Raw genomic sequence first — 20767 nt, forward strand, 5'->3', positions numbered from 1 at the left:
TGCCATGAGCAGAACAATTCGGTTAGCAGTCTTCGCCGTGGGCGCCGCGCTCGTAGCGCCCGTCGCAATCTCAATGGCGCATGCGCAATCATCCATGATGGCGCCGAATACCGTGTCGGTTGGCGGTATGGCGATGTATCCGAGCAAAACGATCGTCGCCAACGCGGTGAATTCACAGGATCATACGACACTCGTGGCCGCGGTGAAGGCGGCGGGCCTTGCCGGTGCGCTCAGCGGTGCCGGGCCGTTCACAGTATTCGCGCCGACCAACGAAGCCTTCGCCGATCTTCCGGCGGGGACGGTCGATTCACTTGTGAAACCCGAGAACAAGGCGACACTGACCAAGATTCTCACCTATCACGTCGTTCCCGGTGACTACAACACCACCAAAATCCGGAGCATGATTCTGGCTGGTGGCGGAAAGACAGAATTGAAAAGCCTTGAAGGCGGGACACTGACATTCATGATGAATGGCTCCAGCAATATCATCGTTGAAGACGAAAAGGGCGGCATGGCGGATATCACAATCGCCGATGTCGGCCAATCCAACGGTGTTATTCAAGTTATCGACAAGGTTTTGATGCCCGGCTGAGAGTGGTGGGGAGAAATGCTTCGCACGAAGCATCCCTTGGCGTCCCGTCTCGCTAGGTCTAGCAGGCCCCGCGCGCCACTGACGCGATCACTTTAGGGGCTGCGTGACGCTCGAAGATATAAACGGAATGGTTGAGTGCTTTCACCAATGCGGACGCCCCGGCGCTTATAGCCGTGGGCGTCTTGCTGACCGATGAAGCCCTCTGTCGAGGGGTACTAGTCAGCCGACCGTGCGAGTGACACCATAGCCCGCAGCGACTGGCGAGGGGGCCCGCCCTTCTGATCCCATGTTCTCTCGACCGCTCGCAATGGAGGTGACGTGGAGGTTGTTGCGCGTGAGGATGGGCGGTTTGAGTATCAGGAGCAGGTCTACGCCCTCGCCGAAGGTTTTCCTCAATTCGGATTGCCTGGCTGGAGTCTGCCTCTACGCATCAAGAATATCGCCCTGTATCGCCACTACGCCACCTATGGATCCATGGAGGGCGATTTGCGCCCTCCGGTTTCCGAGCCCCGCCTGGGCGGCGTCGCGGAGATCGACGGATGGATCAACCGCGTCGGAGTCCTGGGCCAGCCCAAAACGGAAACGACCGAGTTTTCGGTTTCTATTTACTCATACGACGGGGCAAAGCTTGGGACGTCCGATTGGGATCGGCGCGCTCGTAAATCCTGGCCGGTATCGGTTTTGCGACTGACCGAGCCGCATGAGGAAATCCTGCCCTGGAGTCTCACCGCCTACCTGCCCCGGCAAGTCTTCGAAAAGATCGCCGACGCGGTCTCCACCAGACGTCTTGAACGGTTGCGGCTGGAGACGAGGGTCGAAGGCTTTTACGTTCTCGACGTCGAGCGCCCGAATGGCCAGGGGGAAGGATGGGCGGCCTATCTCCCGCCCGCGGATGAGGAGGGTCAAGCGGCGGTCCTCCATGGTTACATCTCGGACTTGACCGTCGACGAGAGCCGCCTGGACCTGAAGCTGGACGATGGAGGCCCCTCCGTGCCGACCTCCGAACCCACCCCCGCCCCGGCGGCTCTACCAGGGCGAGCGCGGGTAAGAGTGACGCAGAGTATATTCTGGGCTCTCGTCGGACTGGTTATTGGCGTTGGCATCGATTTGATCCGCTAGAGGCTGCTAGGGTCCGGGCCGGATTTCAGGCTATGGCTGGCTGTCGCCGCTCCCACACCAGAAAGCAACAAAGCGCGGTGAGAGGCGGCACCGCGCCCAGCAAAGCCACCAGCGGCCATCCTCCATATGCGAAGGCGAAGGGCGCCACGGCTGAGCCGACTGCCGCTCCCAGGAATGCCACAGCTATGAACATCGCATTGATTCGGCTGCGCTGGGCCGGCGCTAGATCGAATAAGACTTTCATCGCGAAGGCTTGGTGAGCCTGGGCTCCGCCGTCCAGCAATATCGTCGCAATGCTCAGGGTGAGAATGCCGATCCAGCCATCGGAGGCCGAGCCTGGCCAAGTCAGGAGAATGCCGGCCGACACCATCATCAAGGCGATAGCGGTTCCTGTGAACACTTTGCCCGCATCAGCGAGACGCCCCGCGATGGGCGCCGACAGCGCACCCGCCGCGCCGACAAGAGAAAAGAGCGCGATGCCGGGCTGCCCAAAGCCAAAATGCGGCGATGATAGCTCCAGAGGAATAGCTGTCCACAACACCGAGAATGCGAACATCACCGATGTCTGATACACCATGCGCCGACGTAAGACGGGCGTATTTCTCACCAATGGGAACAGGGACCTCAATACACCGAGATAGTTGTTGCGCGTTTGTGGGTGATGGTCGGGCAGGCGACGCCAAAGTACGATGGCAATGCTCGCCATCGCAAAAGCCGCGACAATGAAAACCATTCGCCAGCCGATGGCGCTCGCGATGAGGCTGGCGATAGGGCGGCCGAACAGGATTCCCGTCAGTAACCCACTCACAATCGTCGCGACCTGACGCCCGCGTTTTTTTGGGTCCGCGAGATGAGCGGCGAGGGGCACTGCCATATGCGTCGTGACCGAAGTCAGCCCGATAATGAAGCAAGCAATCAGGAAAAGCGGCGCAGATCGAGCGAAGGATGTGAGCAGAAGCGTGGTCGCGCCAAGACTCAGCGTGACGACCATCAGCCTTCGAATCTCAAGAAAATCTCCCAGCGGCACGACTAGAAGCAAGCCGCTGGCATAGCCGATTTGCGTGAGGGTCACGACTAGCCCGAAGGCCCCTCGGTGAAGGCCGATAGCCGGGCCGATAAGGCCGATCAAAGGCTGTGCAAGATACATGTTCGCCGCGCTGATGCCGGCGGTCACGGCAAGGAGCAGGGTCAGGCCCGCGGAAAGACCTGAAGCTTTTCGATCGGCGGACGGTTGCATTGCGGAACTATCTCGGGGCCGAGAGAGTGGATGTCAACGGCTGGGGAAATTCCGCCGAGTTTTCCGTGAATCATAATTGTCGCCCAATCAGGCACGAGCGGGATCGGACCATTGACAATCCGAAAGGGGCGGCTTTCTCTCTCCAAGAACACTCTGATTTCCAACAAGCTATTACCGCTACTCGGCCAATTTGAGGACCAATTCCATGGGACCAATGCTGTGCGGCTGCCTGATCGGCATCGCTCTGGCGGCAGGCTACACGGCCCATGGCGCGAGCGCGCAGAACTACATCGCTGCTTGCGGCTCTCGCCTCAACTTCGACACCACCGCGATCAAAAGCAATTTCGCCTACCGGCTGGCGCTGAGCAACACGATCAACGCGAATAACTTCGCGGCCGAAAAGGCGAGTGGAACTATCGCGGTGATCACGCTTGGTGCCGCCTCGAGCTACAAGGATCTCGTCAAAGAAGTCGGCGTGATGAAGGAGCTCTACACGAAGGAAGTCGGCCAAATAAGCGATCTCTCTATCCTCGAAAGAGCTGTCCAGAGGGGCGGCTGGGACGCCTATTCGAAATGCGTCGCGGGTTCGAGCCGTCGCCCCATATTGGCCTGGATTTCAAATCTGCTTCCGGATGACAAAGCTTCGACAGAGGCCGTAACGGTGACCGTGAAGACGAATTTGCCGGGCAAAGCCTTCGTCGCAATCACCGGTGATGAGCCCCACCACGAAAACCGTCTCAGCATCGAAGGCCAGCAGGACGTCGTTTTCGTCCACCCGAGAGGTGAGGCTCTAAACTTAAGCTTCGATCTTCAGCGGCCGAACGGCGCGGCCATCGGCTCGGCGCAGGTATTTTTGGCGGAGGACGTTCACGTGAACCAGGTTCCGAAGAAAACCGTATTGACGGATTACGGGGTTTGCCGAGCCGGTAGCCATAGAGGCACGCACGGCAATGCATCGGAGCCAGTTCTCGCCTTCAAGGCCGCGCCCGACTCAACCTTGCTGGACGACCGCAGCTTCGCGGTGGATGAAAACCCGCTAGCTGGTTCTGGCTGCGATAAGATGGCGAAGACGTCCTATGTCGGTTTTGGCCGGGCGGACCCTCACGGCTGGCATCAGGCAAGCACGGGGAGGGAGACCTTCAAGGTCTATTGCCAAGGCGATCAGCATAGCGTGGTGAACCCGGCATGCGCGAGTTACCACGTCAGCGTCACCCAACTGGGATACGAGTTGGTGAGAGTTCAGTAGCGCTATACCAAAGCGGGCTCAACCCCGACCTCCTCAGCCGCGAAACCCCGCTAGCGGGTTTAAGACTTAGGAGTATGCTTCTTCTTTTTGTACGACCTTGTGGCGCGATGAACCGTTACCGTCTCAGGTGGCGCCGATGGTGAGCCGCATGCTTCGACATCCAGGGACTGCTGAATGGGAGATTGAGCCGCGAAGTTGTTGAGGTCCTCAACAGTCGCCAGCGCCTGCGCCTTATCCAGCTGAGATTTGCTGAAATCGCAATACGAGGCGCCCGACTTCAGATCCTGTTGCGACTGGGCATTAGCAAGCTGGGTGATGTACGCGTCGAAGGAGCTTCGTGACCGGGCGCTTCCATAGGCTCGGGTAAAGAAAAGCGCCAGGACTTTGCGTTGATCTCGAAGATCAGACTGAAACTTGGTGACGAAGGTCCCGTATTTGTCTTCGCCACCGCAGGACAGCGCGGTTTGCATGAGTTGCGTCTGCAGCCCGACCGCTGCGAAAGCCGCGACCTCTTCGGGCCGTCCGCAGATGGGTGCTCTGTCTGTCGGTTTGGAGGGAGGGGGCGGCACAAACTGAACCTGCTGAACGGGAGGAGGTTCAGCTTTGCATGAGGCCAGTAGGATTAAAGTCGACGCAATCACGAGCTTACGCACTGGCACCTCCCGTTTCTTATAAGATCAGGTGCCAGATCCTTAGGCTTTTAGCTACTGCGCCGAAGGCACTATGCAATAGCCCCTCCCTGGACGGGCAGAGGTCGGGGTGGGTCGCCAGTCGGGCGAACCCACCACTATCCCCTCCCAAGCAAGAAGGGGTGGAAGCGACGTGGTAGAAACTACGCGATCAGAACCGCTCGCCCACCATCTCCTCGCTCTTGGCCCAGAGTGCCTTCGCATGCTCTGCATCGAGGGCATAAGCGCGTACACCGCCGCGGATGCCTTCCCCCTCGCTGAGTTCCGCCACGTGGCAGTCCTCGCAATAGAGGCCGCCGACCTCGTCGGCGGAGGCGACGATGCCGCTCCAGACCGAGGTCGCCGCGCCCTGCGGAACCGTCTTCCAGTCGAAGGCGGGCTGGCCCGAAGTCGCGTTCGCCGCGTTTATCCCGTCGATCAGCTGTTGTATGGCTTCAGGACTGAGGTGACGGCCAAGTTCGGTCTGGATGCCGCCGGGGTGGACAGCCGTGGCCCGCACACCCTTCGCCTTGTGTCGCCGGTCGAATTCGACGGCAAACAGGATATTGGCGGTCTTCGAGCGGCCGTAGGCGCCGAACTCGGTATACGGTGAGTTCTCGAAATTCGGGTCGTCGAGATTGACGTCCGAGAATCGATGGCCCGCCGAGGACAGGTTGACCAGCCGGGAGCCGGGATTGAATAGCGAGGCGATGCGGTTGACGAAGACGAAGTGGCCCAGGTGGTTCGTGCCGAACTGCGTTTCGAAGCCGTCACTGGTTTTGCCGAAAGGGCAGGCCATGACGCCGGCATTGGCGATCACCAGGTCGAAGCGCTTGCCCGCCGCAACCAGTGCGTCGGCGCAGGCCCTCACACTTGCCAGCGACGCAAGATCCAGTTCAACGAGTTCGAGACCGCCGACTCTGGTTGCCTGTGCGCGAACCTCCTCGGTGGCGGCATGGGCCTTCCGCAGGTCGCGCGCTGCGCCGACCACCTGGGCGCCATGGGCGGCCAGAGTCCGGGCGGTCTCAACCCCCAACCCGGCCGAGACACCCGTGACCAGGATTCGCTTGCCGCTCAGGTCCACACCCTCGAGCACCTCGTCAGTGGTGGACGTCGCTCCAAATGCTTTTGCCATAACAGTCTCCAGTTCTTGGTTAGTTTCGGACCAGATGGGTCCAGGCCTCCGCTCGCTCGCCAGCTTGGCATTCTCATTGCCATCAGCTCGGCCACCCGTTAAACGGAGGATGTCTCCGGATCATATACGGAGGACTCCTCCTTTTAGCAAGAGGCCGGCACCATGACCGTTGAGCTGGAGGGCCTGACTCCCAGGATCGAAGGAGGGTCAGACGGGGAGGAGGCTCTGCCTCCGCGTAGATTGCGGGCGGACGGGCAGCGGAACCGCGAGCGCCTGACGGAGGTGGCAAAGCTTGCCTTCGCCGAATTGGGCGCGGATGTCAGCCTCGACGAGATCGCCCGACGGGCGGGGGTGGGCATCGGCACGTTGTACCGACACTTCCCGACGCGCGACGCGATCATCGAGGCGGTCTACCGGCGCGAGGTTGAGCAATTGGCGGGGTCGGCGGCGCGTCTTCTCGCGTCCTTGTCTCCCGGTGAGGCCCTTCACGAGTGGATGCGGCTTTTCGTTGACTATATCGCCACGAAGAAAGTCATGGCCTCGGCGATTGGCGCGATCGTCGCCAATACACCGGAACTCTACGCCTCCTCGCTTGGGCAGATCACAAACGCCATGGTTCTTCTCGTCGACCGCGCCAGCGTCGCTGGCGATATCCGCCCCAACGTCGATCCGAACGACCTTCTGCGCGCCCTCGTCGGCTTCACCTACGGCAATACCAGCCCGGGGTGGCAGGCCAGCGCGTTACGGCTAATCGATATTCTAATCGATGGACTGCGACCGCCTCGACCTGCCGATTGAGGATGCAGGAGACGAGAGATCCACTTACGCTCAACTCGCGGCGCCGAGAGGCCTCAGCCGGGTGTCCGAGCACAAGGAGATGCACCGTGCAGATAAACAATGTAGCCGACCTCATCGTCGAGACTTTGGCTCAGGCCGGGGTCAAACGCATCTTTGGCGTAGTTGGTGACAGCCTCAACGGTCTCACCGAGGCATTGCGACGCCGGAATACGATCGATTGGATCCATGTCCGCCACGAGGAGGTAGCGGCTTTCGCGGCATCAGCGGAGGCGCAGATTACCGGTGAGCTGGCGGTCTGCGCCGGATCATGCGGGCCTGGCAATTTGCATCTCATCAATGGCCTGTTCGATGCACATCGCAGCCGTACGCCGGTCCTCGCGATAGCGGCGCAGATTCCGTCCGGGGAGATCGGCGGCGGATATTTCCAGGAGACCCATCCGCAAGATTTGTTTCGCGAATGTAGCCACTACTGCGAGCTCGTTTCGGACGTGGCGCAGCTCCCCTATGTTTTGGAAAACGCTATTCGCGCGGCCGTCGGTCAGCGTGGCGTCGCTGTTCTCGTGATTCCCGGCGACGTCGCACTTCGTTCGGCGCCCGCTCGCGGTATTTCGCCGAATGGCGGGCTTGTGCCAGTGGCACCTGTCGTCACGCCCGCCCAGAGTCAGCTGGCCGCGCTCGCACGGCTCCTGAACGACGCCAAGAAGGTGACCCTGTTCTGCGGCAGGGGCTGCGCGGGGACGCACGACAAGCTTCTGCAGCTTGCCGAAACGCTGAAAAGCCCAATGGTACATGCGCTCGGCGGGAAGGAGCATGTCGAGTTCGACAACCCCTATGACGTCGGAATGACGGGGTTCATTGGCTTCTCCTCCGGCTACGCGGCGATGCATGCTTGCGATGTGCTGCTGATGCTCGGGACCGACTTCCCTTACAAGCAATTCCTGCCGACAGACGCGAAAATCGCGCAGGTCGATATCCGCCCCGAGAATCTCGGTCGCCGCTGCAAGCTCGATCTAGGTCTCGTGGGCGATGTCGGCGCAACAATCGACGCGTTGTTGCCGATGTTGAAGGCTAAGACCGAGAGAAAGTTCCTGGACGACAGCCTGACGCACTATCGGAAGGCCCGCGCCGGCCTCGACGAACTCGCCCGCGGGACGCCAGGCCACAAACCCATTCATCCGCAATACCTCGCGCGCGTGCTCAGCGAAGCGGCTGCGGAGGATGCCGTGTTCACGGCGGACGTCGGCACACCAACGATTTGGGCGGCACGCTATCTCGCTATGAACGGGCAGCGCCGTCTCGTTGGATCCTGGGTTCACGGCTCCATGGCCAATGCGATGGCACATGCGATCGGTGTGCAGGCCGCTCAGCCGGGGCGTCAGGTCATATCGATGTCAGGCGATGGTGGCTTTGCCATGCTGATGGGCGACTTGATCACGCTGACCCAGATGAAACTGCCGGTGAAGGTGGTAATCTTCAACAATGGCGTTTTGGGATTCGTCGCCTTGGAGATGAAAGCGTCGGGTTTCGTTGAGTCGGGCGTCGATCTGCAAAACCCGGATTTTGCCGCCATGGCGCGCGCGATGGGCATTCACGCGGTTCGCGTCGAGGACCCTGGCGACCTGCCGGGTGCGGTTCGCGACATACTCGCTCACGATGGTCCCGCTGTCCTCGATGTCGTGACGGCGAAGCAGGAACTCTCCATGCCGCCGACGATTGGCGTGGAGCAGATGAAAGGATTCAGCTTGTGGGTGCTTCGCGCGGTAATGAGTGGCCGTGGAGACGAGGTGCTCGATCTCGCGAAAACCAACCTGCTTCCACGTTGAGCAACGCTCACGCCTGCGGGCGATAGCCTTCTATCAGAAGCTTTGGAACGATCAGGCCGGCGGCCATGGCCACGAGAATGATCATCGCCGCCGTCCCATCGCCGATCGCGGTGGACACCAGATCCGGCGATCCCGCGTCACCGGCAGCAACAAGCTGAACCAGAGCGCCCGCCATCCGCAGCAGGTAGATGCCTGGAATAAGCGAGACCACCGCGGCGAAAGCGCAGCCCGAAAAGGGAAGGTGCAGCCAATTTGCGATCGGTGTCATCAGGACGCCGACTAAAGCGCAGGCTCCGAGCGCGCCTAGCGCGGGTGAAGTATGCGCGACACCGATCAATACCCACCTCAGCGCATGGGCCGCCATGCCGATTACCACGGGAATTGGCAACATCCGCCACGGCATCGAGAAGAAGGTTCCGTAGGCCATAACCGCCACGCCGGCGGACAATACATCGATGAGGAGAGACACCGAAGCCGGAGGGGTATTGACCGGGAGGTTCGCGCCGCCGATCGCCAATCCGAAAAGCAGGCCGGTGCAAATCATCAGAATCGTCATGCTGGCATAGCCGATCCGCGCACCGCCCAATGGCAGGCGGCCGCGGACAAGATCGAGTGCCCCGTTCAGCAAATGTGGTCCAGGGACGAGGATCATGCAGGAACAGAGGGCGACCAGACTCGACATTGAGCCCGGCGCATGCCGCAGGGCAAAAGCACCCGCCAGCCCCGCCACCAGTGCCGCCATGAAAGGCTGCACAAAGAGATTCTTCGTCACGAGGGCGAGTCCCCGGCGGATAAGCGCGCCTATCCCCGCCGTGGCGGCCACCAGGAGAATTTCAGGCCAGTGTCGCGCCCCAAACAAGATGGCGAGCGCTGCCGCACCCGCCGCCGCCAGCACCGCGAAGCGCCAGACCGATATCGGCGACAACCGGGAAACCGCGCCCAATGCGGACTCGGCGGAGGCGATATCGCGCCTGCCATCGCATATCTCATCGACCACAGACATCGTCGTGGTGACTTTGCGCATGTCCACTGCCACCGGCGCGCCGGGCACCAACTCCAGCCGCTTGTGCTGGTCGTCGTCGAAAGCGAGGATGGTCGCACCCCAGCCCGGCAAGACCGTGACGCGCATCCCGAGCCTCATGCCTACGCGTTCAGTCGCATGGACAAGACGCTCAGTTGTCTGGCCGCTCATGAGCAGCAACTGCACGATCTGGGAGAGGAGGGTAAGTTTCTGCGCCGTCAGCGCTTCTCTCGTTTGACCGGCAACCTCCCTATCCTGCCTCTGCACTTGCAAAACCCGATTCATTGTAGCGAGGGCTTAGCTCGGATAGACCGGCTTATAGGCACTGCTTCGGATAAGAGCCGCTACGTCATCGGGCCGCGCAACCCGGGCGAGTTTATTGTCGAAAATGTAGTTCGCGATGGCGGTCGCGACATGGAGCGAGGCCTCGAAGATCTTGCTTTGAGGCGGGTAGATGAGGCCGGTGGCCAGACTCTCTTCGCCAACCTGCTCGGCGACCGCCTTGGCGGCGACTATGAACATCTCCTCCGTCACGCGAGACGATTCCGTTGCGTAGACGGCCATGCCCATCGCGGGAAAGATATAGACATTGTTGCCCTGGCCGGGAACCAGAGTCTCCCCGGCGAATTCGACGGGCGGGAAGGGGCTGCCGCTGGCGAAGATCGCCTGGCCATTGGTCCAGCGGTAAGCCTCCTCCGCCGTGCATTCCGAACGCGATGTCGGATTGGAATACGGAAAAATGATGGGTCGCTTGTTGATCGCGGCCATGGCCTCGATCACCTGCTGATTGAAGAGTTTCGGCACGGTGCTCACGCCGATGATCCCGGTCGGCCGCAGCGCTTTGACGGCATCGACGAATTTGTCGAGGGGCGCGTGGTCCTGCGCGAATGGCTTCTGGAAATCCGCGAGGTCTGTCCGCGATTTCACCATCAAACCGTTAATGTCGAAAAGCGGGTTGCGCAGCCGCGCCTGATTGATGTCGAGCCCTTCCAGCGCCATCGCCTGCGAGATCAGCTCAGCGATGCCCGTCGCCGCCGATCCGCCGCCCAGGAACAGGAAGCGCTGCTCCGTGAGTTTCCCGCCGGAGATGCGCAGGGCCGCGTAAATCCCAGCCAGCGCTACCGCCGCCGTCCCCTGGATGTCATCATTATAGGTGCAGATCTTATCGCGGTAGCGGGCAAGGATCGGAACCGCGTTGAAATTCGCGAAGTCTTCCCACTGGATGCAGCATTTGGGGAAGCGCATCTGCACCGCCTCCACGAACTCATCGATGAAGCTCGTATAATCCGCGCCGCGAACCCGTTCCTGGCGGAGGCCAAGATAGAGCGGATCGTCGATTAACGCCGGATTGTTGGTGCCGACATCAAGCACGATCGGCAGGCAAAACTGCGGTGGCACGCCGGCGCAGGCGGTGTAAAGCGATAGCTTGCCGAGCGGTATGCCCATGCCTCCGACCCCGAGATCACCAAGGCCAAGGATCCGCTCGCCATCCGTCACGACGATGAAGCGGACATCCTGCTCCGGCCAATTGCCAAGCAGCTCCGCGATCCGGCTGCGGGCGGTGATCGGCAAATAGAGGCCACGCGCGGCACGGAAAACATGGTCGAACTTCTGGCAGGCTTCGCCGACTGTGGGCGTATAGACAAGCGGCATGAACGTCGCGGGATCGGACATCACGACGGCGTAGAAGAGCGTTTCGTTCCGAGCTTGCAGATCGGACAGGAACAAATACTTCTGCAGATCATTATCGAGATGCGTCAGCTCAGCATGCGCCCGCGCAACTTGAATCTCGAGCGTGTTCGGCACCGGCGGCAGCAGGCCCTCAAGGCCATGCGCACGACGCTCCACCTCAGTGAAGGAAGTTCCCTTGTTGAGGCGCGGATTGTGAAGAAGCGCATATCCTGTGTCGCCGGCTTGGGTCATGTCGATCGCCTTCGAAGAAATCCGTCTGCTACAAATGAATAGGGGTGTGTGTTCCTATTCCGCGGTGGCAACGTAGGGCTTCGTCATCCTGATGGGGTCCACCACGCGATCGAACTCCTCCGCGCTGACGAAGCCGAGTTGCAATGCGGCGTCTCTCAGCGTCAAGTCGTGGTCCATCGCATGATGGGCAATTTTCGACGACTTATCGTATCCGATGACCGGCGCGAGCGCGGTCACCAGCATCAAGGAACGCTCGACGTATTCAGCGATCTTCTTGCGGTTGGGGCGCGTCCCCTCCACCAAAAACTTCCGGAAGTTGGTGGAACCGTCGGTGATCAGCGTGATCGACTGCGTGATATTGGCGATGATCAGCGGCTTGTAGACATTCATTTCGAGGTAGCCACCCGCGCCGCCGAAACCAACTGCCACGTCATTGGCCATCACCTGCACCGACAGCATGGCGAGCGCCTCGGCCTGTGTCGGATTGACCTTGCCCGGCATGATCGAGGAACCCGGCTCGTTCTCCGGGATCAGTAATTCGGCAAAGCCGGCCCGCGGCCCGCAGGACAGCAGGCGGATATCGTTGGCGATCTTGTAGAGCGAGGTTGCCAAGGTGCGAAGCGTGCCGGAAAGTTGAACCAGCGCGTCATGCGCGCCTTGGACCGTGAATTTATTGGGTGCGCTGACGAAAGGCAGTTTGGTGAACCTGGCGATCTCGGCGGTGGCGGCCTCCGCGAAGCCCGGCGCGGCGTTGATGCCCGTCCCGACCGCTGTACCTCCCAAAGCAAGCCGGTAGACGCCCTTGAGCGCGTCAGTGAGCCGCTCCAGATCGTCGTCAAGCATGCCGACATATCCCGACCATTCCTGTCCGAGCGTGAGAGGTGTCGCATCCTGCATGTGCGTGCGGCCGATTTTGACGATATCGACCCACTCATCGGCCTTGGCGGCAATCCCATCCCTGAGCGCCGAGACAGCCGGTATCAGCCGGCCCGTCACACCCATCGCAGCCGCGATATACATCGCCGACGGAAAGCTGTCGTTCGAGGATTGCGACATATTGACGTGGTCGTTGGGATGAACGGGTGCCTTACTGCCCAGCGCGGTTCCGGCCAGCTGACAGCATCGATTCGACAAAACTTCATTGACGTTCATATTGAACTGCGTGCCGCTGCCTGTCATCCAGACATGGAGCGGAAACATATCCTGATGCTGCCCACTCAACAGTTCGTCGCAGACCTTTACGATGAGATTAAACGCGTCAGTCTTCAACCGTCCCCCGTCGTGATTGGCGACCGCCGCACAGCGCTTCAGGATTGCATAGGCCGCGATCATCTCGCGCGGCATAAGATCCTGGCCAATGCTGAAATGTTCCAGCGATCGCTGCGTCTGTGCGCCCCACAGCTTGTCGCTCGGAACCTCGACGGCACCAAGGCTGTCGGTCTCGGTCCGGAATTCAGTCATAATGTCTTCCCCCCAAAGAACTGTCTCGGCACCGATCCTGCAAGGGCGGCGCTGCGGACGCCAGCCGGACAGACCAGTCTAATATTGCAAGTCCAATTCGGCGATTGTAATACTTGCCGCGAATGCGATCAACTCAGCTCTCGCTGTAAGACAAGCCATGCCTAGTCGGTTCGCGTAAATATCTACCTCAGACGGATCCCGTCGCGACCAGCGCCGCCAGGCCGGCTGCTACCAAGCCCAATCCTGCCCCCACAAACGCAATGACTCGTATCCGCGTTATGACCGATACACTTGCCAGCACGATCGCAATCTGCAGCGCGCTGGTGACGATCTCAAACCACTCGTATCGGTGCAGCGCCAGGTCGCGCGCCTTGGTCTCGGCGACCGCACGCGCCAGGATTTGCTTCTGGCCGTTCCCCCGGTCGCTGTCTTCTATCAGGCGGTTGGCCTCCGCTCGAGCCGTTTGGGCCGCCTTCGCCGTCTGCGGCGTCGGCGGTAGCGCGTCCAGCAAGACGGCGCTCTGGTTCAGCACCAGCGCGCGCGTCTGTCGCGCCTGATAGAAGGCATATTCGTCGCTGGCGCCGACATGATGAGCAAGATAGGCGTTCTGGGAACTGCGCTCGCTCATGTCGCATACCGCCAGGACGGCAGCCAGGACGCCAATCAGCAGAGCGATGCGCCGCCCATGATGATCGGGGGCGCCATGAGCGAGATGTTCGTGCCGCTCCAAGGTCTCTTGCGTGTCTTGAACCAGTTCACTCATGTCCTGTGCTCTAGCATGATTTAGCAGCCTGTCCACGCGCGTGACATAGGCAAGCTCGAACCGTTCGAGATAGCGGCCGTGCCCATCAATTCTCGGTGGGCCACGATTTTGTGCTGAGTTCCTCCGCCGCCTGCGGCCATCTCTTTGTTCCCCACGGGGCGTAACGGGCCCGTGGCTAGGCTCAGCAATGGAGTGAATGATGGACAGGATCGACAATCCCAGTGACACCGGCGGCCGGCTGATCGCTGCCAGCAAGGTCAGCGGTACGGCGGTTTACAATACGGCTGGCGAGAGCCTCGGCAGCGTCTACGACGTGATGCTCGACAAGGCTTCAGGGAAGGCCGACTACGCGATCCTCAGCTTCGGTGGCTTTCTGGGGATCGGAGAGCGCTATCATCCGCTTCCCTGGAACCAATTGACCTATGATCCGCAAGCTGGTGGCTTTGTGGTCAACATCGACCGCCATCGACTTGAGGGTGCCCCGACTTTCGACGCCAGCGATTTGGGCCAGTGGAGCGATACCCGCAGTACGGACATCGACACGTATTACGGTACGGGCGCCGGCTACGGAAGACCGCCCGGACTCGGAGATGCGGGGCTCGGGGCGACAGGCGCCGTCCGATAGGTTGGTTCTCAACGTCAATGGCGCTCGGTGCTTTGTGCCGGGCGCCGTGGGCCGCTGCAATCGTCCACCGAGCCAGTGCAGTCTCACGACGGATTATATCCTAGCGCGAACCGTGCCTCATCCGGCGCGAGGCCATTGGAAGTTGTCGAATGGTAGCTGAGACGCCGATCCTCCCCGCGCATATCGAAGAAACCATCCGTGCCATCGCTAAACTCCATGCTGATCATCACCAGGAAGCGGGCACGCTCCAGCGGGTGGTAGAACGTCTGACGGCGTGGATCGGTCGTCCGCGGTTTATCGCGGCCCTGACGGCGATCGTCGCGCTCTGGATCGCCAGCAACCTGCTTGTGAGCCTATCGGGCTTGCGACCTTGGGACGCGCCGCCATTCAATTGGCTTCAGGGAGGCTTGGGGCTTCTGGCACTCTACGTGACCGTGTTGATTCTGACGACGCAAAGGCGTGATGACCAGCTTGCCAGCTACCGGGAGCAGCTAACCCTGGAACTCGCCATTCTAAGTGAGCAGAAATCCGCGAAGATAATTTCACTGTTGGAAGAGCAGCGCCGAGACCATCCTCATCTTGAGAACCGGGTCGATACCGAGGCGGCGGCGATGGCGGTGGCGGCTGACCCGCAGACTGTGCTGGACGCAATCAAAGACAGCGCGGCGGCCTCGCCGGCAGCGGACCGGATGAACGCTCAGGCGGTTTAAGCACCCGGTAGCGATGGCGGGCCCGGGCCGTGCAGCGCCCAGAACATCGAACGCCGGAAAGGATTTCGCGTCAGCGAGCATTCGTGACATGTTGTCGGAGGGGGGTGACACAATAACACGGAGCGTGGGTCGATGACCAAAGCGCCCACAAAACTGCCGCTCGCGGCTCTGCTGCCACTATCGACAGCGGCTTTTTCAACTCTGCTCACTGAAATGATGCCGGCGGGCCTGCTGCCACAAATGAGTGCGGATCTGCGGTGTTCACCAGCTGCCGTAGGTCTTCTGGTTTCTGTTTGCGCCATCGCCTCCACGGTAGCCGCAATTCCTATCGTCGCCGTCACGCGGGGTCTGCCCCGCCGCCCTCTTCTCATTGCTCTGCTGGGCGGCTTTGTTGTCGTCAATGCCACGACCGCATGGTCCTCGACGTACGAGCTGACGGTTGTGGCGAGGGTTTTTACCGGTCTTCTCATGGGCACGCTCTGGCCGCTTCTGGCCGGCTACGCTTGGCATCTGACCACCAGAGACAAAGCGGGCCGCGCCGTTGCGGTCGCCTTGGCTGGCAGTACCGTCGCAATGTCATTCGGCCTACCTCTGGGGAGCGTGGTCGGAGGCTTGATCGGCTGGCGCATGATTTTCGCGATCTTATCGCTTGTCCCATTGCTGCTGATCGGCTGGGTCGCTTGGAAGCTGCCGTCGGTTCCTGGCGAAACCGTCGAAGAGCGTATCTCGCTCCTGCAGGTCGCAATCCGACCGGGATTTCCGATCGTTCTTGGCGCCACCTTGGTAACGGTTTTGGCCCATTACACGCTCTACACATATATGGCGCCGCTGGCGGCAAAATTGCAGCTGGTGGGTGGCACAGGAACAGCGCTGCTCCTGTTCGGCGTTGGAGCGCTCGTCGGCATCTGGATAGTCGGCCGAACGGTCGACGAACATCTTCGCCGAACCGCTTGGGGTGCCATGCTGCTAACAGGAATCACGATGCTCTCCTTGGGTGTCTTGGCCCGCTTCGCGGTAATAGACTATGTCACGATCTTTCTATGGGGCGTGTCGTTCGGTGGCGTGCCGACCTTCTTCCAGACGGCCACCAATAACACGGCTGGGCCGCCTGCGGATGTCGCGGCGTCAATGCTCTCCACGATCTACAGTTTTGGTATTTTCGGCGGTTCCGCGCTCGGTGGTTTGCTTTTGGAAGTCGAAGGTGTGCTGAGCCTTTCTTGGGTAACGCTGATCATCATAGTTTCAGCGATTGCTCTTGTGGCATTTGGCCACCGTCAGGCGTTCCCGAGAACAGATCGCCGACCGCGCGAGGCGAGCTGAGGGGCTGCGGAAGCTGCGCTGATTAGGAGCCGTGACATGCCTGGAATCAATCGCATCCTTGAAACTTGTCTGTATGTCGCCGACCTCGACGCATCCCAGCGTTTCTACGAGACACTCTTCGGATTTCAGCCAATGTTGCGCGATGACCGGATATGCGCCCTTTCCGTGCCCGGACGAGGCGCATTGCTGTTGTTCAAGATCGGTGCTTCGCTCAGTCCAAGCCGCATGCCTGTCGGAACAATCCCGCCGCATGGCGGTCAGGGCAACCAGCACCTCTGTTTCGCCATTGATCGCGCCGACATTGACGCCTGGCAAACGCGTCTCGAAGATGCAAATATCCCGACCGAGAGCCGGATCGACTGGTCGGAAAACGTGACCAGCCTCTATTTCCGCGATCCAGATCATCACTCCATCGAACTTGGCACGGCCGGCCTGTGGCCCAATGATCCTCAGGACGATCGATAGTGCGAGCCATCGGAGCATGGTTTATGGCCGTTCGAACTGATCAGCCGGAAGGAATGTCATATCGACACGCGCATCGAAGACCGTCCTCGTTGTTGGAGCCTCACGTGGCTTGGGCCTCGCCCTCGCGCGCGAATGGCTGTCGCGCGGCTGGACCGCGATTGCGACGATACGAGGGACGGAGCGGACCGGCCTGCACGAAAGCGCCGAGGCATCAAACGGTCGCCTCCTCATCGAGCAACTGGAGATGACCAATCACGAGGCTGTGAGGGCGCTCCGCGACCGCCTATCCGCCCATCAGTTCGACGTCTTGTTCGTGAACGCCGGCGTCGCTAACGGCGCCGAGGACTAAACCAAAGCGCTGCGCCTCAGCTCATACGCAACATCGGCCTATTCGCAGCGTCGGCGCGAGATGCAGTGACGTGATCGTGCAACGTTCGGGGGGGACGACATGTTGCAGTTCCGCCGTCGCCCATCAACTGAGGAGAAGACAAACACACAGGGATGAGCAATGAAAACGTCGACGATGCTGAAGGCCTTCTCGTCCGCCTGCCTGGTTTTGGGACTCGCGGCCTGTGACATGGGCACGAGCGCCAGGGAACCCAATGTAACGACTCCGACGCCGGACGCTTCGCCGGCGGCCTCTACCCCGACAAACCCTGTCACCGGCACTCTCCCAGGGACCAATTCAAGCGGCGCCTCTCCCACTGCTCCTGGCGGCGGCGCGAGCGGCGGTTAAGTTGCAGGCCCCTCAGCGCTTGCGGATGCTCCGGAACTGAATGCCCTTCGAAACGGCGTGGGTGGCGGCCGCAATGGCTTGATTTGCTTGGCGGACCCGAGGCGATTCGAACGTCCGGCATTTGCTCGAGGGGCAATAGGCAAGGCTTTGGGACGTTTGCGGGACATTCCTGTCCCCCTCCAGATGCGGCATGATACAATACCGACGAGAGTGAGACGCTCGCTAGCGGCGTCTCCCCCGGCTCTGCCGCAGCCCATTATTGCGGCAGCGCAAGATTTGTTCACGCGGGCTTACTATGGCGATCGGAGGAGGATTTGCTGTAGTTTCTAGCGGAGGCCGCTTTGATGACGCCTCATTGCTGGTGGCTTTCGAGGTTCCGCTAGAGGCGCAGTCGAAGGAGACGGGCACTCCATCAGAACTGGAACGGGAAGCGTGCGTCGACAAAACCTGGGCGTGTCGCGGACGAATTTAATACTTACTCGGAGATGAAAAGCCGGAGTAGGCGCGATAGCTACGTGATGTGGGTATGGGATTTGGATCAAAGGCCTCTGCGAGTTCACCCCAGCGACGCTCAATTTCGCTCGCGCGTGCCTCGATTTCGTCGAACTCTCCATCTATTGCTGTGCCGCTGATTTGGGCTCGCGCCAATTCCCTGGTCATGCAAGCAAGTTTGTTCAACGTCACAGCTATCGAGTAGAGACTAACGGTGCCTTCCATTGTCGCTCCAATCAAAATGATCCTCGCTCGCAGCCACAGCAGCGTTGAGAAGAGGGCGCAGATGCATGGCGGGCCTGTCAGTTATCAACCCGCTCACAGTGCTGATAAGAGTGAGTCCTAACAAAACTAAACCGCTTCGACTGTGAGTAATCTCACACTGCCGCCGGTTCTCTTCGAAAGGCGTAGCCCGTTGTCGTGATCCTAGAGCAAGGCTTGCTGGCTGCTTTGTTTCTGCGGCATAAGCGTGATCGAAAAGGCAATCCCGCTGTGTGGTAGATCACTGCGCGGCGATCCGGAAGTCGCGATCCTGTCTCCGCAAAGACAGGAGGTGGCGAAATGCTTCCGTATATCAAGGCGGTCGGGGCAGTGATGGGATTAGTCGCTATCTGGGTCGCAATGGTGCAATTTGGGGCGTGATGGTCCGAAGGTTGTGCGCATCCTCAGCCTGGTCTTTTAGTAGGCGAGCGATTAGCGAGAGGCGCGGCTAGTAGTCGCAAAACCCGCGCGGGATTATGAGTGCAAGCGCAACAACCGCCATCGCTGCGAAATACAACGCTGCAACGGTTATTATTCGCACCCAGAGAGGATCCCTTATGAGTTCAAAAAGTTGTTGTTAGGCCACAGATGGAGCTGGAAGCGGGGTGCTAGTTCCGCTCCCAGCGGCGGTGACAAAAATGCCCGCTCAAAAGGTATCCGACTGTGACTTACATCACAGCGCCGCGTTCCAGAATTACCGACTCTGTCTTCGTGCAGGTGGGACGGAGCGATGTGCTTCCCGGCGACATCTCCGTCTTGGGACGCGATCAGTCAGCAGCCAAGAGGCCTTCACTCGCTAATCGAGCGGATTCGTCAGCGGTCAGCGTTTCGGGGCGTGAGAGACGGCGCATAAACCTGCCGTCCAAGCCGTAGACTGCGCCGTCCCGAAATGTGCCGATCTTCCGATTGGCGGCCTCGGTGAAGACCTCGCCGTTTATGACCCGGACAACTTGATTGGGGTGACCATATAGAATGAATTCTTTCATCAAATTCTTTGTCCCGTTGAAAATGCGGCGCTAGGGTTCAACCCCGTGCTCGAGGCTCTGCATGGCCTGTGCCAGACCCAACTCGAGAGGCCGCCGAATTGCTTACGGCCGTGATAAGGGGTCTTTTTGCCAAGCGATCCATAAGTCAAGCTTAGCCAGGTGCGGTTGTTGCAAGCGAACGCCAATGAGGGTTCCTTTGCCGGAGAGTGGCGCCTTTCGCACGATCAAGCGGTTGCAACTAGCGTTATCATTTAATCACGCTACTACAACCGGAGAGAGCAGACAAGACCAAAGAAAACACGGAAAAGTATATTTTGGCTATCTTCTCGTCGATGGACAATGGCCTCGGATGTTGAGTTCGAAGAAGCGGCTTTTGGAAGCAGAACTCGAAAGCTTTTCATCGGGAGGCTCTCATCATTGCTTTCCGCCTCTGAATAGGCGACTCACGCTCAGTTGCGAGTATATATTCGTCCGTAGGCGACGCCCATTTTATACGCTCTCTCCGGATCATCCGACACCCGCGCTTCAGCGAACATGCGATCTCCCCATACTTCCTCACGCACCACGTCGAAGCCGGCGTCGCTTAGCATATCGACAACGCACAAACGGTTGGGTGACCAGAAGTTCGTGATGTCGCCGGCGAGTGAGTCGCCCTTGTAGTATCTGGCCATAGCGAAATCTGGGCTTGGGGAGTTGTCGCAGTGGGTTTCTAGGAAGAGAGTTCCACTGCAGAGCGCGCGCAGCTTGTGAAAGGCTCTCATCATGTCTGGCAAATGGTAAAGAACGCCTAGAAAAAGCACTATTCCAAATTGACCCAGACGCTCAGTGTCCAGGTCAAATATATTGGCGTGCTCGTAGGCGAAGCTTCGTCCCGTTAGCGTCTCCATGACACCAAACCCATGCCTATCCTTCGAACGGAAATCCACGGCTGTCACCTCGCCGCCTTTTTCAGCAGCCCGCAGCGTAAAAAAGCCGTCTGACGCACCAATATCCAATACACGTTGACCGCTGACGCGGTTGTCGATCCGGAGCTTGTTCCAAAGGTCCTGTGGATCATAAGACCCAGGAGTAACGAGGCCGGGGATAATTTCAAATTTATGATGCCAGCGACGAACTTTCCCAATAAGGGCCTTGGCATCGTCCAGCGAAATCAATTCGTTCATTGATGGTAACCTTTCGCAGATCCCGGCCGCCATGATGGCGCCTCTCCAAGGTCACGGCTAGATGTGACGACCTTGTTTCTTTCCGCGATGCGACTGAATGGGCGATTACATCTATCGGTCGGGGTTTCTAAGAGACCGTTTGAAAATGCTTGTGGCGGCTCGGGGAGGGATGATTCAAGCTCGGGATGTGGACCCGAGAGAACCGAGGCCGGATGGCCGAAAT

At 59.9% G+C, this 20767-nt stretch carries 19 protein-coding genes; 10 read left to right on the forward strand and 9 right to left on the reverse strand.

Features of this window, described 5'->3' with window-relative positions:
- Positions 1 to 37: 37 nt before the first annotated feature.
- Both GSQ83_RS15180 and GSQ83_RS15185 read left to right on the forward strand, forming a co-directional pair.
- A complete protein-coding gene (locus tag GSQ83_RS15180; protein ID WP_371418023.1) occupies positions 38 to 592 on the forward strand; it encodes a fasciclin domain-containing protein in 555 nt (184 codons plus the stop codon).
- Between the two features lie 318 nt (positions 593 to 910).
- Positions 911 to 1711, forward strand: coding sequence for a hypothetical protein (locus GSQ83_RS15185; RefSeq protein ID WP_158803699.1), 801 nt, complete (start codon positions 911 to 913; stop codon positions 1709 to 1711).
- Between the two features lie 25 nt (positions 1712 to 1736).
- Here the strand turns inward: GSQ83_RS15185 and GSQ83_RS15190 are convergent, their stop codons facing one another.
- On the reverse strand, positions 1737 to 2948 hold the full coding sequence (locus tag GSQ83_RS15190; protein WP_158803700.1) for an MFS transporter: 1212 nt from the start codon (positions 2946 to 2948) through the stop codon (positions 1737 to 1739).
- 205 nt (positions 2949 to 3153) lie between these two features.
- Between GSQ83_RS15190 and GSQ83_RS15195 the strand changes: the two genes are divergently transcribed.
- Positions 3154 to 4194: a hypothetical protein gene (locus GSQ83_RS15195; protein WP_158803701.1), complete on the forward strand. Its 1041-nt coding sequence runs from the start codon at positions 3154 to 3156 to the stop codon at positions 4192 to 4194.
- Positions 4195 to 4253: 59 nt separating this feature from the next.
- On the opposite strand, the gene GSQ83_RS15200 is transcribed toward GSQ83_RS15195, so the two are convergent.
- Both GSQ83_RS15200 and GSQ83_RS15205 read right to left on the reverse strand, forming a co-directional pair.
- Positions 4254 to 4664, reverse strand: a complete 411-nt coding sequence (locus GSQ83_RS15200) for a hypothetical protein (RefSeq protein WP_158803702.1) — start codon at positions 4662 to 4664, stop codon at positions 4254 to 4256.
- Between the two features lie 370 nt (positions 4665 to 5034).
- Positions 5035 to 5997, reverse strand: coding sequence for an SDR family NAD(P)-dependent oxidoreductase (locus tag GSQ83_RS15205; RefSeq protein WP_158803703.1), 963 nt, complete (start codon positions 5995 to 5997; stop codon positions 5035 to 5037).
- 162 nt (positions 5998 to 6159) lie between these two features.
- Between GSQ83_RS15205 and GSQ83_RS15210 the strand changes: the two genes are divergently transcribed.
- Entirely contained in the window at positions 6160 to 6795 is a 636-nt protein-coding gene (locus GSQ83_RS15210) for a TetR/AcrR family transcriptional regulator (protein WP_158803704.1), read from the forward strand.
- An 86-nt stretch (positions 6796 to 6881) separates the two neighbouring features.
- A complete protein-coding gene (gene poxB / locus GSQ83_RS15215; protein ID WP_158803705.1) occupies positions 6882 to 8618 on the forward strand; it encodes a ubiquinone-dependent pyruvate dehydrogenase in 1737 nt (578 codons plus the stop codon).
- A gap of 7 nt (positions 8619 to 8625) precedes the next feature.
- On the opposite strand, the gene GSQ83_RS15220 is transcribed toward poxB, so the two are convergent.
- The 4 genes from GSQ83_RS15220 to GSQ83_RS15235 all read right to left on the reverse strand — a co-directional run bounded on the left by GSQ83_RS15220 (position 8626) and on the right by GSQ83_RS15235 (position 13786).
- Positions 8626 to 9906 carry a threonine/serine exporter ThrE family protein gene (locus GSQ83_RS15220; RefSeq protein WP_254065714.1) on the reverse strand — a complete coding sequence of 427 codons (1281 nt, stop codon included), beginning with the start codon at positions 9904 to 9906 and terminating at the stop codon, positions 8626 to 8628.
- A gap of 30 nt (positions 9907 to 9936) precedes the next feature.
- Entirely contained in the window at positions 9937 to 11562 is a 1626-nt protein-coding gene (locus tag GSQ83_RS15225; protein ID WP_158803707.1) for an NAD-dependent malic enzyme, read from the reverse strand.
- Between the two features lie 54 nt (positions 11563 to 11616).
- Entirely contained in the window at positions 11617 to 13023 is a 1407-nt protein-coding gene (fumC, locus tag GSQ83_RS15230; RefSeq protein WP_158803708.1) for a class II fumarate hydratase, read from the reverse strand.
- A gap of 187 nt (positions 13024 to 13210) precedes the next feature.
- Positions 13211 to 13786 carry a DUF4337 family protein gene (locus GSQ83_RS15235; protein ID WP_158803709.1) on the reverse strand — a complete coding sequence of 192 codons (576 nt, stop codon included), beginning with the start codon at positions 13784 to 13786 and terminating at the stop codon, positions 13211 to 13213.
- A gap of 196 nt (positions 13787 to 13982) precedes the next feature.
- On the opposite strand from GSQ83_RS15235, the gene GSQ83_RS15240 reads away from it, so the two are divergent.
- From GSQ83_RS15240 to GSQ83_RS15260, 5 genes are all read left to right on the forward strand, one after another.
- The gene (locus GSQ83_RS15240) at positions 13983 to 14411 is read left to right on the forward strand and encodes a PRC-barrel domain-containing protein (RefSeq protein WP_158803710.1); all 429 of its coding nucleotides are present in this window, start codon (positions 13983 to 13985) and stop codon (positions 14409 to 14411) included.
- Positions 14412 to 14560: 149 nt separating this feature from the next.
- Positions 14561 to 15121, forward strand: a complete 561-nt coding sequence (locus GSQ83_RS15245; RefSeq protein ID WP_158803711.1) for a DUF1003 domain-containing protein — start codon at positions 14561 to 14563, stop codon at positions 15119 to 15121.
- Positions 15122 to 15253: 132 nt separating this feature from the next.
- A complete protein-coding gene (locus tag GSQ83_RS15250; RefSeq protein ID WP_158803712.1) occupies positions 15254 to 16441 on the forward strand; it encodes an MFS transporter in 1188 nt (395 codons plus the stop codon).
- A 36-nt stretch (positions 16442 to 16477) separates the two neighbouring features.
- Positions 16478 to 16906: a VOC family protein gene (locus GSQ83_RS15255; RefSeq protein ID WP_158803713.1), complete on the forward strand. Its 429-nt coding sequence runs from the start codon at positions 16478 to 16480 to the stop codon at positions 16904 to 16906.
- 58 nt (positions 16907 to 16964) lie between these two features.
- Positions 16965 to 17255 carry an SDR family NAD(P)-dependent oxidoreductase gene (locus tag GSQ83_RS15260; RefSeq protein ID WP_256367117.1) on the forward strand — a complete coding sequence of 97 codons (291 nt, stop codon included), beginning with the start codon at positions 16965 to 16967 and terminating at the stop codon, positions 17253 to 17255.
- A 1907-nt stretch (positions 17256 to 19162) separates the two neighbouring features.
- On the opposite strand, the gene GSQ83_RS15265 is transcribed toward GSQ83_RS15260, so the two are convergent.
- The gene (locus GSQ83_RS15265) at positions 19163 to 19381 is read right to left on the reverse strand and encodes a hypothetical protein (RefSeq protein WP_158803715.1); all 219 of its coding nucleotides are present in this window, start codon (positions 19379 to 19381) and stop codon (positions 19163 to 19165) included.
- 449 nt (positions 19382 to 19830) lie between these two features.
- The gene (locus GSQ83_RS15270; protein WP_158803716.1) at positions 19831 to 20577 is read right to left on the reverse strand and encodes a bifunctional 2-polyprenyl-6-hydroxyphenol methylase/3-demethylubiquinol 3-O-methyltransferase UbiG; all 747 of its coding nucleotides are present in this window, start codon (positions 20575 to 20577) and stop codon (positions 19831 to 19833) included.
- Between the last annotated feature and the right edge of the window lie 190 nt (positions 20578 to 20767).

This window comes from Acidisoma sp. L85, from assembly GCF_009765865.1.
Taxonomy (GTDB): Bacteria; Pseudomonadota; Alphaproteobacteria; order Acetobacterales; family Acetobacteraceae; genus Acidisoma.